This is a genomic window from Allobosea rubneri, from assembly GCF_032464875.1.
In the GTDB taxonomy this organism is placed as follows: domain Bacteria; phylum Pseudomonadota; class Alphaproteobacteria; order Rhizobiales; family Beijerinckiaceae; genus Allobosea; species Allobosea rubneri.
The window spans coordinates 38,199-52,384 of the sequence record NZ_JAWDID010000039.1; the positions used below are offsets into that span (position 1 = coordinate 38,199).

Consider the following 14,186-nt stretch of genomic DNA (forward strand, 5'->3'; position numbering starts at 1 on the left):
CAGAACTGGGCAAGGACGCTGAACGGTTCATTCCGGAAACCTTCGCGCGCCACTTTCACTTCCCGCTCGATCGCTCATGGGAGGACGTCGAGAAGCCACCTGCGCGCGCAAGCGCGATCCTGGAAACAGTCGGTGTCATCCGGGAACAGCCGGCCTCGCTGGGAGAGTTCGCCGCGGCCGAGTTCGAACCTTGGGGCGAATGCGAGCGAGGCTTTCCCGCGAGCGAGCAGCTCGCGGGAAACACGCGCATGTCGATCATCTCCGCACGCATCGCCTGGCAGGTCGTGCACGCGCCCAAGGCCGAGCTTGTCAGCAGGATGCGGACACTCGGAAAGGATCTTTGCGGACGGATGGTCGCCGACCTCTGTTCCTCGACCGCGTGGATAAAAGGCATGACCGCGCTATTGCAGACGGCAGAGCTACGTTTGCGGTGCGTGGACGCGGTAGTCGCGCCGGATGAACCCGCAGCCGCAGGAATCTCCTAGCGCAGTTACCCAGCGCGATGCCTGGGTAAGGCTTTCAGCTGAAAGCTCTACAAGTAGTTGAATTTTTAGATGAAATGGCGCGCCCGAAAGGATTCGAACCTCTGACCCTCAGATTCGTAGTCTGGTGAAATCGTGAGTAAACTCAATGCCAAACCGAGGCGACCTTGTAAATGCGACCACTGCATATGGGCAGGACAGCGCCGAGTTACAGGCCCACAGAAAATTCTCGAGCCGCAATCTGCTCGTGGGCCGGCGAGAGTTTGGTTGCGAGGGCCTGACCCACCCACAATTTACTCGACGACTCGCCCCCGCCGGGTTGCCGAGATTGAAGCTGGTAAAGCCTGCATTCGCGTTTTTATTTCATGCTCCAGCGGCGCAGTTTCGCCTGAGGGCACTTCCTCGCCAGCAGCCCCCGGTCCCGACGCACAGCGAGGCATGACCGAACTTGGCCGATAAGGTTGAAAAAGTCGTCGTTGCCGCGGGTATGAAGTCCTGTTTCAGTCGCCCTTGGATGGAGGGCGGCGCGATGATGGGCGAACGGCAGGTGGCGCAGGAGGCGCTGTTCTACGAGTTCAGCCTGGAGCGTCACATCCCGGCCGACCAATGGGTGCGCGCCATCGACCGGTTCGTCGATCTCTCGGAGATCCGCGGGCATCTGCGTCCCTTCTACAGCGAGACGGGACGGCCCTCGATCGATCCGGAACTGATGATCCGGATGCTGCTCATCCTACTGCTTCGGCATCCGCTCCGAGCGCCGCCTGTGCGAAGAGGTTCACCTGAATCTCGCCTATCGGTGGTTCTGCCGGCTCGGGCTCGAAGGCGACGTCCCCGATCACTCGACCTTCTCGAAGAACCGGCATGGTCGCTTCCGTGAGAGCGACCTTCTGAGGGAGCTGTGCGAGGCGACCGTCCGGTGCTGCACCACGGAAGGGCTTGTCGGCGGCGAAGGCTTTGCCGTCGACGCCAGCCTGATCAGGGCCGATGCCAACAAGCAGCGCTCTGCGGAGGCCTCAGAGCCTGTCGACTGGGACGATCTCGGCCGGACACGGCGCTCGGTGCGCAAGTATCTCGACACGCTCGATGAAGCCGCCTGGGGCGCAGCCAGCGAGGCCAAGCCGAAGTTCGTCTCACGCTCCGATCCGGCCGCGCAATGGACCGGAGCCCCGAAGGGCCATGCCTTCTTCGCCTACGCCACCATCCGGGAACCGGGGAGCTTGGGAACCGGGTACGGCGACCATTTCGGCGCTCTTGGTGGACCTGAGCCGACAGGACCTCCGATTTCGGGCAAAGTCAAAAGAGCATCAGCAGCTAGAGCCATGGCAGTATCCTCGGCGGGAACCGTCTTCTCTGTGCCGGGTTTCGTGTCGAATTTCGCGATTGCTCGGTGCAGGTGTTCGGTCACTAGGTGGCTGTATCGCTTGGTCATGGTCACAGTCCTGTGGCCAAGAATCGCCCGTAGAGCAGCGAGGTCCCGGTTTTCATGAGGAACTCCGAGGCGAATCGATGCCGCACATCCACCACGGGACAAGCTCTTATGGACCCATCTGCGAAATCAGTGCACCACAGAACAATCGGTCACATTCGCAGCCGGCGAAGGAAGATAATTTTACGACTCGGTTCGCAGGCATCGACTCATCAACGCACGAGATTTTCAGCGCGGTTGGGACGAATTAAATTGACAACTTGGCCTTGTTCATCTGAGCTAGTCTAATAATTTGTCGAGGGGTCATGGGAAAGCCCGCAGCCCGTATCACCGACATGCACACCTGCCCAATGGTTACGGTGCTAGTGCCCCATGTCGGCGGGCCGATTATTCCGGCGTGTTGCCCAACCGTTTTGATCGGCGGCCTGCCTGCCGCTCGGGTGACGGACATTTGCACCTGTGTCGGTCCTCCCGACGTGATTGTCCAAGGCTCCGCTACCGTATTTATCGGAGGCCTGCCCGCGGCTCGTATGGGTGACATGACCGCGCATGGTGGCGTTATCGTCACAGGAATGCCGACGGTGCTGATCGGCGATTCAGGTGGTGCTGGCGGCGGCGTCGCGAAGCCCCAGGGTCCAGGTTCTGGAGCCGCCGCGAGCGGGAGGGGGGCGAGCGGTGCTAAACCAAAGGCTGCCCCATTTCCTGAAAGCCTGCCCGCAAAGGCTTCAGATGCTCCAGACAAAATAGCGCTGCCGCCCAATGTGAATAAAGCAATGAAGGACGCGTACGCGAATAGTTTTCCAAATGGAAAAAGCCAAGAAAACGGCGCTACGCTCGTCAGCGATGGATTTGGCACCGTAAAAGTCGTTAATTCGGGTAAAGGAGAATCCGGCTCGATACAACCTAATCGCTCTGTCGGAACGCACGAAAAGATCATCGGAACTTTTCACACTCACCCCTATGACAGCTCCGAAGGCGGGCACGGGGGAGTTAGCTTTAGCTCCGCCGACATCTATTATGCTGCTACATATAATGAGCTTATCTTAGTCGATGCAGGAGATAAACAGTTTATGATGTTGCCGACGAAAGAAACGCCGCAGATCAACAATGCCGACTTGACTAAGATTTGGAACGATAGCTTCAAAGTCGCTATCGAGAATGGACGTAGTTTCCAAGATGCATCTTCATTCGCGAGCTCGGAGGCAGCAAAGAAATATAAAATGGCATACTACGAGGGGTCCGATGGGAACCTTAGTCGTATTACGCCCTAGTATCGTATGCTGCCTTCTATATTTTGGGATTTGTGCGGGAATCCAATATATACTTACGGGATGCTTCGATCAGCAAATTGGTATTTATACATCTGCTAAAGCGGCTGAGGCAATGAAAAATCAAACAAAGCGTTTCCAAGATAGCAGTTCGTTTTTAGCCTCTGGACGGGCTATGCAAACGAGTGATCGATCAGCAGAGGCAGTACGCCATTTTCAACAGGGAATAATGATCCTCGGAGACGATTATTTGGGAGCTGGCGTGATCGACGATACGCCGATCAAGTATCTGCTTGCTGAAACGCAGCTTCGAGACAAAAATATACGGCAAGCGGCCTCGACACTTGAGCGCGTACTTGAAACACGTCTTAATTTGTTTGCCAAGAAATACCGAAATTAGTTGGGCTGGCGCTATTAATAGAAGCCAAAATTCACCGCAAGCAAGCCTCTCTGCGGCGATGTTTCTGTGGGGAACGAGAGCACATAGGTCCGTTTTGTTTTGGAGCTCGGCGATCCGCTGGATGTTCTGACCGGCCCCCAAATATTCAGATGTGGAGATTTAAAACTACCGCATACTGTTTCTCAGATGCAGCGAGCATGAAAGAGCGAGACTTGAGCCGCCAGCGCGGCATTGAACGAAGTATGAATACGGCGGCGCTTTTTTCGCCTAGTCGTGACATGGCGATGCGAAGCGCTTCTTCCCAATAGGGAGCGCCGATATATAGCCGAGCGAGGCCGCACCCACGAAAAGGACGGGTTGGGCATCAAACTCCTCGACAATACCCTGGGTCGCCGGTGCGATGGTGTTGGGCTGTCCAGAGCGGACAAATCGACAGAAGGCTCGATAGGCTCCAACAACGCGACATCGACGCTGGCGTAGGTCTCGGCGCGTTCGAAACCACGCATGAATTCACGTCGGCAGCGAACCTCGCCGACCATCTGCGCGTGGCAGCGAACACAAGCTATGGCGTAGCAAGCCGTATTTTCCTGGAGAAGCTCACGGAGATGCGCACGCAGGAGCCAGAGACGCTGTCCCGCTTCATCGCGATGATGAGGCATGAGTTCCGCTCGTACTACGTCGGCGAGGGGGAGGCGGACGGCCAGATCGAATCCGTTGAGGGCCGTTTTGCTCTCGTGGCTTCGGCAGGCGAACTCGCCATTCTCTTCGGTGTCCTCAATTGGCCTTCTGGGGAGGCGGTTGCCGCGTGCGGGAAGTGCTTCCAGCAGTGGCTCTCCTCGCGGGGGCACACCGGAGCGGGCGAGGATGAGGCCGCAATCAATCACATCCGCCTGTACATCATGGCGCACGGAAGCAGCCGTTTTGCCCCGTACGAGGCACCTGACGAGGAAGTTCGAGATCGTGTCGGGTGGCGGCGTGTCGATCGCGCCGGTGCCGACTACCTCTTCCAGCAGGATCAGCCTGACGCCGTCCAGCGCCTATCCGACGAACTCAGGCCGCACCTTCGTCGTGCACGGCCCTACCACCTCGATCGTGATCCCAGGCAGCTACGGGGCGCCTACGGTGGGGCGCAGCTTCCAATGCCAGATGCTCATCGAGACAGAGGCGGCGGATGCGAAGGGAACCGCCGATAGCTGGCGCGTGACGGGGATCACGCGAAGTGGGCCGTGCTGACCGCAAATCCCAACTACGAGATGGGGAGTATTGGCCCATTCCGGACGTCTGGAGTGTCCAGTTTCGGGCGACACGATGAACCGATCGAAGCTGCCGCGCGCGCCCCCCACCGCACGGCGAACGGGCGCGAGGAATTGGTAGCGGAGCGCCGGTCGCGCGATCTGCGGCAATTTAGCAAGGCTGGTCGAAGTCGCGTTCGACAATATCTTCGCTGACGATCTGCGCAGGCGACCCTTCGGCGATGACCCTGCGGGTGCGCAGATGTGTCGCTGAAGACACTGGTGCCCAAGAAGCATGCGCTGTCGCGAAAAGTCTTCGCGCCTGCGCTTTTGTCATGGACTCAGCCCGCTCTAGCGTCGCCGTGAGACTGGCTTGTGATTCGGCTATGCGGCACTGCAACATGAAGACTTCTGAAGCGGGCGAAATGCGAGCAGCGAGCTGTTCGCCCACGAATTTCTCTCCAGTCGCGGTTCGTGCATTCGGTGTCGGTCGCAGCCCTTCTCTGCGGTTTTTCGGCGGCAGGCACGACCGATGCGCAGGCTGCATGCACCTTTGCGGGCGCGATCGTCACCTGCAGCGGTGCCGCCAACCCCTTGGCACCATCCTATTCGCGCGCTGGAAACAACCTCACCGTGACCATCAATCCCGGCGCAAGCATCGGCGTGCTGCTTGGCGTGGGCGGGACCGCGATGAGCTTTACCGGAAGCAACGTGTCGCTGACCAACAGCGGCACCGTCGATCCGATGCTTCTAGGCCAGCTCTCGATCCTGTCCTCCGGTCTCGTGGTCGGCAATACGAACGCCAGCATCGTCTCGGTGACGAACAACAGCGGCGGTACGCTGGCCGGTACCTCGGGCCTTCTCGGGATGAACCTGAGCGGGCTGACCGGCATGGCCCTCACGCTGCAGAATGGAACAGGCGGCACCTCGACCATCACGAATAGCGGTGTAATCCGCTCGTCCGCGCTTCTCGGTATCACGGCTGCCGTCGGCGACATGCCCGTCGTCGCGGCCTATGGCGGCGGGCAGGTCAGCTTCACCAACAACGCCGGCGCGACGATCAACGGTCGGGTCGCCTTCCAGGCCCCCGGAACGCCCGGCCAGGGCAACAGCTTCACCAATGCGGGTACGATCACGGGCGGCGTGTCGCTGGGTGCCGGCGCCACCAACACATTCACGGCGCTCACCGGATCCTCGGTCTCTGCAGGAGTCGGCTCTAACGGCAACGCCCTCGGCGTAGTCGGCCTCTCCGGCGTCAGCATAGGTTTCGCGGCGGCCGGCATCGTCGATGGCGGGCTCGGGGGGGCCAACACCCTCGTCCTCGGTCGAGACCCCGGCCAGGCGACGGGCTCACTCACGCTCGGCAACTACATCAACTTCGGCACACTCCAGATCCAGAACGGCGACTGGTCGCTGACCGGCGCGACGACGGCATCCTCGGTCAGCCTCATGGGCGGCACTGCGATCGTCGGCGGCCCTGCGCCTTTCGGATCGCTCACGATCCAGGCCGATGGCGGTGGCATCGATTCGTCCGTGGCGGGCCTCACTCTGGCCAATGCGATCGCGATCGGCTCGGGCGGCCTGACAGGTAGGACGTCAAACAGCTACGTGCTGTCGGGTGTGCTTTCCGGCACGGGCGGCCTGACGAAAACCGGCGCCGGGACGCTGACCCTGACCGCCACGAACACCTATACCGGCGACACGGTTATCAATGCCGGCACGCTGGCGCTGGGCGCAGGCGGAAGCCTGGCCAGCGGCGGTGCCGTCAATCTCGCCGGCGCGGGTGCCTCGTTCGACATCAGCGCTTCGGGCGCGGCCCAGACCATCGGCGCGCTGTCCGGCGTTGCCGGCACCGCCGTCGCGCTCGGTGCCAACACGCTGACCCTCGGCACCGCGGCAAACGCGACCTTCGCCGGCGTGATCACGGGCACGGGCGCTGTCGTCAAGCAGGGCTCGGGCAGCCAGGTGCTGACCGGCGCCAACACCTATGCCGGCGGCACGACCATCAATGCCGGCACGCTGGCGCTCGGTGCAGGCGGCAGCCTGGCCAGCGGCGGCGCCGTCAATCTCGCCGCGGCCGGCGCGAGCTTCGACATCAGCGGCGCGGGGATGAGCCAGACAATCGGTGCCTTGTCCGGCATCGCCGGCACCGCCATCTCGCTCGGCTCCACCGGGCTGACCCTCGGCGGCGCGACCAGCCAGACCTTCGGCGGCTCGATCGGTGGCATCGGGGGCATCACCAAGCAGGGCGCGGGCACGCAGACCCTGACCAGCGCGAACACCTATACCGGAGACACCCTGGTCAACGCCGGCACGCTCGCCCTCGGCGCCGGTGGCAGCCTCGCGGCAACGGGGACCGTGCAACTCGGAGCCGCGGGCGCCAGCTTCGACATCAGCGGCGCGGCGGCGAACCAGACCATCGGCGCGCTGGCCGGTATCATCGGCAGCACCGTCTCGCTCGGCGCGAACACGCTGACCCTCGGCGGCGCCGCGGACGCGACCTTCGGCGGCTCGATCACCGGCACCGGCGGCCTCGTCAAGCAGGGCGCGGCTACGCAGACGCTGACCGGCGCCAACGCCTATATCGGCGGCACGACCATCAATGCCGGCACGCTGGCTCTCGGTGCAGGCGGCAGCCTGGCGAGCGGCGGCGCCGTCAATCTCGCCACGGCCGGCACGAGCTTCGACATCAGCGCCGCAGGCGCGAACCCGACGATCGGCGCACTGTCCGGCGTCGCCGGGACTACCGTCGCGCTCGGCGCCAACACGCTGACCCTCGGCAGTGCGGCGAACGCGACCGTCGGCGGCTCGATTGGCGGCACGGGCGGGCTCGTCAAGCAGGGAACAGGTACACAGACACTGACCGGCGCCAGCACCTATACGGGCGGCACGACCATCAATGCCGGCACATTGGCTCTCGGCGCCGGCGGCAGCCTCGCCGCAACTGGGGCCGTGCACCTCGGAGCTGCGGGCGCCGGCTTCGATATCAACGCCGCGGGTGCGGGCCAGACCATCGGCGCGCTGTCCGGCGTCGCCGGCACCACCGTCGCGCTCGGTGCCAACACGCTGACCTTTGGCGACGCGAGCAACCAGAGCTTCGCCGGCTCGATCAGCGGCACGGGCGGCCTCGTCAAGCAGGGCTCGGGCACGCAGACGCTGGCCGGCGCCTCCTACAGCTACACGGGCCCGACCTCGGTCGCAGGCGGCACGTTGCGGGTCGAGAGCGCGCTGAGCAATTCGGCAGTGACCGTCGCCTCGGGCGCGACGCTGGCCGGCTCGGGCAGCATCGCGGGCGCGGTGACGGTGTCCGGCGGCGGCATCGTGGCTACGGGATCGAGCCCGGGCACGCTCACCGTCGGTTCGCTCGTGCTCAATGACACGTCGCGGCTCTCCTACGAGCTCGGCACGCCAGGCACGGTCGGCAGCGGGGTCAACGACCTCATCGAGGTCACCGGCAACCTCAAGCTCGACGGCGTGCTCGACCTCGCGCCGCAATCGGGATTCGGCAACGGCACCTACCGGCTGTTCAATTATGGCGGGGCGCTGACCGATAGCGGCCTCGCCTTCGGCATCGTGCCGACGGGCTATGATTTCCGCGTGGATACGGCAACCGCGGGCCAGATCAACCTGATCACCACCACCGCGACGCTGCAATACTGGAACGGCACCACCACCACTCCCAACGGCACCGTTCATGGCGGCAGTGGCATCTGGAATGCGGCCGGCAGGAACTGGACCAACGCCTCCGGCAGCATCGACACGGCCTGGAACGACCTGAAGGCAGTCTTCGCCGGGCCAGCCGGCGGCACGGTGACGATCGCGACCGACCAGCAGATCGCCGGGCTGCAATTCGGCACGAACGGCTATGTTCTGAACGGTCCGGGCGCGCTGCTGATCTCGGCGGCCGGCGCCGACCTGCGCGTCGACACCGGGCTATCGGCGACGATCAATGCCGGGATCCAGGGCGGCGGCAGTCTGATGAAGACCGGCGGCGGCACGATCGTGCTCGGCGCGGCCAATAGCTATAGCGGCGGTACCATCATCAATGCCGGCACGCTCTCGGTCTCGCAGAACGAGAACCTCGGCGACGCAGCGTCCGGGCTGACCTTCAACGGCGGCACATTGGCCACGACGGCCAGCTTCGCCATGTCCCGCACGGTGACGCTCGACGGTGGCGGCAGCGTCGATGTCGCGGCCAGCACGCAGCTTGAGATCGGCGGCTCCGTCGTGGGCGTGAGCAGCCTGACCAAGCTTGGCACCGGCACGCTCGTCCTGTCTGGGCTCAACACCCACTCCGGCGGCACCACCATCTCCGCCGGCGTGCTGCAGGCCGGTAGCGCCGCTGCGCTCGGCACCGGCGCGCTGACGCTCGATGGTGGCACCTTCCGGGCCGGCACAAGCTTCATCAACGACTTCACCAATGTCGTGAAGATCGATGCCAACGGCGGCACGATCGACGTCAACGGCCATGTCGCGACCTTCTCGGGCAACATCGCCGACGGCAGCGGCGCCGGCGGCGTACTCGCCTTCGTCAATAGCGACAGCCATATCGGCGCGGCCGTGCTCGGCGGCACGAACAGCTATTCGGGCCCTACCGCGGTCGGCGCCGGCGTGACCCTGACCGCGGCCTCCAACGGCGCTTTCTCGCCGAACTCGGACGTGACGCTTGCCGCCGCCAATGCGGCGCTGATGGCCGATGGCCATGCCGTCACCGTGCGCTCGCTCTCGGGCAGCGGCGTCGTCGCCAATGGCAGCGCCACGGCGTCGGGCAAATTGACCGTCGCGCCGCCCACCGGCACGGCGAGCTTCGCCGGCACGATCATCGACGGCGAGCCCGGCGACCGCGGGCTGGCACTGGTCAAGGCCGGTGCCGGCACGCAGATCCTGAACGGGACCAACACCTATACCGGCGGCACTACGATCACCGGCGGCACGCTGCAGATCGGCGCCGGCGGCACCGGGGGCTCGATCATGGGCGACGTCGTCAATGACGGCACGCTCGCCTTCGACCGCTCGGACGCGGTCGCCTTCGCCGGCGCGATCTCGGGTGGCGGCTCGCTTGCGCATCTCGGCGGCGGCACGCTGACCCTGTCCGGCAGCAACACGTATACCGGGGGAACGACGATCGCCTCCGGCACGCTCAAGGTCGGCACCGGCGGCACCACCGGCTCGATCACCGGCAATGTCGTCAATAACGGCACGCTCGCCTTCGATCGCTCGGGCGCCGTCAGCTTCGCCGGCGCGGTCTCGGGCAGTGGCGCTGTCGCGCATCTCGGCGCCGGCTCTCTGACGCTCTCCGGCAGTAACAGCTATGCCGGCGGCACCACGATCGCCAAGGGCACGCTTACCGGCTCGGCGGCGAGCTTCGGCCGCGGCACGATCCTGAACAATGGCGCGCTGGTGATTGATCAGGCAAGCCTCGCCACCTTCGCCAATGCGATCGAAGGCAGCGGCAGCTTCACCAAGACCGGCGCCGGAGACCTCAAGCTGACCGGAACGAGCGGGCTGACGGGCGCCACCACGGTCGCCGCCGGTCGGCTCTCGGTCAATGGCTCGCTCGCTCACTCCGCCGTCACCGTGCTCTCCGGCGCCGAGCTCGGTGGCAACGGCATGCTCGGGGCGACCACGGTCAAGTCCGGCGGCACGCTGGCGCCCGGCAACTCGATCGGTACGATCACGATCAATGGCGACCTCGTGCTGGCGCCGGGCTCGACCTTCGCTGCCGAGATCGGCGACAACGGCAGCTCCGACCGCGTCATCGTCACCGGCCGGGCGACGCTGACCGGCAGCAGCGTCACGATCTCCGCGCTCGACGCGCAGACCAGCTACCAGGCGGGCCAGCGCTATGCGCTGGTCAGCGCGACCGGCGGGGTCGATGGCGGCTTCGCGGCGGTGACGAGCACATCGGCCTTCCTCGATCTCGGCCTCGATCCGCGCACCGGCGAGGCCGGCATCACCATCAAGGTGAAGCAGAGCGATCCGGCCGCCGATCCCGCCGCCGGCACGGCGCCCGTGATCTTCCAGACGGTGGCGCAGACGCGCAACCAGTACGCTGTGGCGCTGGCGCTGAACACGCTGCCGCAGGTCGGCGGCACGCTCGCGCTGTACAACAGCCTGCTGATGCTCGATGCGGCCTCGGCGCGCACCGCCTTCGGCCTGCTCTCGGGCGAGGTCCATGCTTCGGTCCAGACCGCGCTGGTCGAGGAGAGCGGTGCGCTGCGCACCACGGCGATCGACCGGCTGCGCTCGGCCTTCGGCACGGTCGGCGCGGCGCCGATGGCGACGCTGAACTATGGCTTCACGGCCGATCTGGCGCCTGCTGTTAAGGGCCCGATGCCACTGCCGCGCACCGACCGTTTTGCGGTCTGGGGGCAGGGCTACGGCTCCTGGGGGCGGATCGACGGCGACGGCAACGCGTCGAAGCTGACGCGCTCCACCGGCGGCCTGATGGTCGGGGCCGACATGGCCGTGTTCGACATGATGCGTATCGGTGTCCTCGCCGGCTACAGCCGCAGCGAGTTCAAGGCGAATGGCCTGTTCGCCTCGGGCGAGAGCGACAATTACCATCTTGGCGTCTATGGCGGCGGGCAATGGGGGGCGCTCGGCCTGCGCACCGGCGCGAGCTACACTTGGCACGATGTCTCGACCCGACGCCCCGTCGGCTTCGCCGGGTTCGCTGACCGGCTGACCGGCGACTATCAGGCCGGCACGGCGCAAATCTTCGGCGAGCTTGGCTATCGCTTTGATCTCGCCCGGATCGCGCTCGAGCCCTTCGCCGGCCTCGCCTATGTCAACCTGCACACGGACGGCGTCCGCGAGATCGGCGGGGTCGCGGCGCTCTCCGGCCGCGGCGATGATACCAGCGTCGGCTATTCGACGCTCGGCCTGCGCGCCTCGACCAGTTACATGCTGAGCGGCATGGACCTGACATTGCGCGGCGCATTGGCGTGGCGCCACGCCTTCGGCGACGTCAATCCGGTGGCGACGCTGGCCTTCTCGGGCTCGAACGCCTTCGCGGTATCCGGCCTGCCGATCGCGCGGAACGCCGCGCTGGTAGAAGCCGGCCTAGACTTCGCCATCGGCAAGAGCACGACGCTCGGCGTCTCCTACACCGGACAACTGGCCAAGGATGCGCAGGACCACGCCTTCAAGGCTAACCTCGCGGTGAGGTTCTGAGCGCCGTCGACGCGATACGCGCCCAATGCCCAAATGACGCCGCCCTCGGGCGGCGTTATCGTTGACCATGCTCGGCAGCATGTTGTGCGGCGCCTGCGGCAGCACGACCTTGATCGTCGTCGGCCAGTAGCGCAGGCCGAGCGAGGTCGCCGCCTCGGTCTGGCCTTTGGGCAAGCTTTCGATGCCGGCGCGGATAATCTCGGAGAGATAAGCTGCCTCGGACGACGAGCGCGATCATCAGTGTCCTGACTCCGCCGACTGCCCGGCCAATCACCATCGGCGAAAAGAAATAGGTCCAGAAGATGAACACGATCAGTGGCGAGCCGCGCACCGTATGCACCATCGCGGTCGCCGGCAGGTGTAGCCTCCTGGCCTGCTGCTGGTTTCGTGGACACCGTGATTAGGTGTTTCATGAAGCCGGAGGTTGCGTATGCAGCGAAGACAGTTTGGGCGTGAGTTGAAGATCGAGGCGGTAAGCCTGATCAAGGATCGCGGAGTGAGTGCGGCGCAGGCGTCTCGGGACCTGGATGTCCATGAGAACCAGCTGCGCAAATGGGTGAAGCTCTTTTCGGCCGATCCTGCGCAGGCCTTTCCCGGCCACGGCCAGATGAAGCCAGAGCAGTTGGAGATCGAAAAGCTGCGACGGGAGGTGGCCAAGCTCGAGGCGGAGCGCGACATCCTAAAGAAGGCCGAAGCCTACTTCGCAAGGGAAGCGATATGAGGTTCGCTTTCATCGCGAGGCACCGTTCAATCTGGCCGGTGGCATGGCTTTGCGACGCACTGGATGTCTCCCGCTCTGGGTTCCATGCTTGGCTAACCCACTCGCCGAGCCAGCACACCCTGGACGATGAGTTGGTTGGCGCCAAGGTCTATGCGAGCTTCAAAGCCAGCGACCGAGCCTATGGTGCACGCCGCGTCTGGCGCGATGTCTTGGCAGAGGGCTTCTCATGCGGCTTGCACCGGATCGAGCGCCTGATGCGTTCTCAGGCCCTGCGAGCCCGACCCAGGCGGCGTGGCCTGCCGAAGGACGAGGGTGCGCGCCTCGCATCGGTTATCGCTCCCAATGTGCTCGACCGTCAGTACACCGCAACGCGTCCGAACCAACGCTGGATCGCCGACTTCACCAATGTCTGGACGGCGGAAGGCTGGCTCGATGTGGCGGCCGTGATCGGCCTGTTCTCGCGCCGCGTCGTCGGCTGGTAGATGAAGGCTGAGATGACGGCGGGGCTCGTCACCGACGCGCTCATCATGGCGATCTGGCGCCGCGGCAAGCCTGATGCGTTGCTGCATCACTCCGATCAGGGCAGCCAATACACCAGCCAGCACTTCCAAGAGTTGATCGCCGAAAACGGCGTCACCTGTTCGATGAGCCGCTCGGGCAACGTCTGGGACAACGCCGCTATGGCGAGCGTGTTCGCTGCTTCGCGCGGCCCTTCGGGTCTCATCCCTGAAAAGCGAGCGAATCATAGGCTGGGTCTACCGAACACGCGACGATGCTCGTGCCGACGTGTTCGATTACATAGAGCGGTTCTACAATGCCGTTCGCAGGCACTCGACCATCGGCTACATCAGCCCCGTCGAGTTCGAAAAGAAGGGGTGATTAGCTTAACTGAGCGTCCACGAAACCGGCAGCAGGCTATGGCGCCGTTCTGAAACAGTCGTTGGACCGCGCTGAAGGTGGTTTCGTCTGCGCTGGCGAAAACACTTATGCTTGGGAGGGCGGCCTCGGGACACGGTTGCGGCTATCGAAGCGGTTGCAGGCGACGCGCGAACCGACGATCAAGCGATCATCCCGATCTCTACCCTGGATCTGCTCACGTCATCTAGAAAATGGCCGCCATTGTCCGTCGAACTTTACGCCGGGATCAGCGTGGCAGGTCGGAACCGCAATCTGTCCGTAGCCTGCAGTTGCTGGTTCGGTTGGCCAGTAAATCCGCTCGGTTGTCGAAGCGACGGATCGGTCACCTAACCGTGTCCGCGTGCCTAAACTCTTTGGCGAACGCGCGGCACGCCCTAGATGGTTGGGAGAGGATGCCCACAGCCCACACCCGGGACGTCCGCTTCTGGGCAGGATGCCAAAGTCCGCTTTTGTGAAGGGTTTCGGATGCCGGCCCATGCGCATGGGTTCGGACCGGGCTGAGGGCCGGTGTTCGAAAGCCTCCAGGGGAGGAAGCCGCGGCCCAGGGCCGTGCGCTATGGGGA

The 14,186-nt window shown here is 64.2% G+C and carries 8 protein-coding genes, 1 tRNA gene and 2 pseudogenes; 7 read left to right on the forward strand and 4 right to left on the reverse strand.

Translation table 11 applies throughout. From position 1 onward, the window contains the following. Positions 1–248: 248 nt before the first annotated feature. Positions 249–485, forward strand: a complete 237-nt coding sequence (locus RKE40_RS21055) for a hypothetical protein (protein ID WP_316020174.1) — start codon at positions 249–251, stop codon at positions 483–485. A gap of 75 nt (positions 486–560) precedes the next feature. Here RKE40_RS21055 and RKE40_RS21060 read toward each other — a convergent pair. Then, positions 561–700 (reverse strand) — tRNA-Ser (locus RKE40_RS21060). A 311-nt stretch (positions 701–1,011) separates the two neighbouring features. Between RKE40_RS21060 and RKE40_RS21065 the strand changes: the two are divergent. The 4 genes and pseudogenes from RKE40_RS21065 to RKE40_RS21080 all read left to right on the forward strand — a co-directional run. After that, positions 1,012–1,681: pseudogene (locus RKE40_RS21065) on the forward strand (transposase); the annotation flags it as partial. A gap of 577 nt (positions 1,682–2,258) precedes the next feature. Beyond that, the gene (locus RKE40_RS21070; RefSeq protein WP_316020181.1) at positions 2,259–3,179 is read left to right on the forward strand and encodes a PAAR domain-containing protein; all 921 of its coding nucleotides are present in this window, start codon (positions 2,259–2,261) and stop codon (positions 3,177–3,179) included. Continuing rightward, entirely contained in the window at positions 3,151–3,576 is a 426-nt protein-coding gene (locus RKE40_RS21075) for a hypothetical protein (protein WP_316020175.1), read from the forward strand. Before RKE40_RS21070 ends, RKE40_RS21075 begins: the two co-directional genes overlap by 29 nt. Positions 3,577–4,181: 605 nt before the next feature. Then, positions 4,182–4,769, forward strand: coding sequence for a hypothetical protein (locus tag RKE40_RS21080; RefSeq protein WP_316020176.1), 588 nt, complete (start codon positions 4,182–4,184; stop codon positions 4,767–4,769). Positions 4,770–4,980: 211 nt separating this feature from the next. On the opposite strand, the gene RKE40_RS21085 is transcribed toward RKE40_RS21080, so the two are convergent. Continuing rightward, complete coding sequence (locus RKE40_RS21085) at positions 4,981–5,259, reverse strand: hypothetical protein (protein WP_316020177.1); 279 nt, start codon at positions 5,257–5,259, stop codon at positions 4,981–4,983. A gap of 182 nt (positions 5,260–5,441) precedes the next feature. Between RKE40_RS21085 and RKE40_RS21090 the strand changes: the two genes are divergently transcribed. Continuing rightward, positions 5,442–11,984, forward strand: coding sequence for an autotransporter-associated beta strand repeat-containing protein (locus RKE40_RS21090; protein WP_316020178.1), 6,543 nt, complete (start codon positions 5,442–5,444; stop codon positions 11,982–11,984). On the opposite strand, the gene RKE40_RS21095 is transcribed toward RKE40_RS21090, so the two are convergent. Continuing rightward, the gene (locus RKE40_RS21095) at positions 11,874–12,158 is read right to left on the reverse strand and encodes a hypothetical protein (RefSeq protein WP_316020179.1); all 285 of its coding nucleotides are present in this window, start codon (positions 12,156–12,158) and stop codon (positions 11,874–11,876) included. The two genes, RKE40_RS21090 and RKE40_RS21095, sit on opposite strands and share 111 nt — an antisense overlap. Then, positions 12,040–12,327, reverse strand: a complete 288-nt coding sequence (locus RKE40_RS21100; RefSeq protein ID WP_316020182.1) for a hypothetical protein — start codon at positions 12,325–12,327, stop codon at positions 12,040–12,042. Before RKE40_RS21100 ends, RKE40_RS21095 begins: the two co-directional genes overlap by 119 nt. Positions 12,328–12,414: 87 nt before the next feature. Between RKE40_RS21100 and RKE40_RS21105 the strand changes: the two are divergent. Continuing rightward, positions 12,415–13,584 (forward strand): annotated as a pseudogene (locus RKE40_RS21105) (IS3 family transposase). Positions 13,585–14,186: the final 602 nt, after the last annotated feature.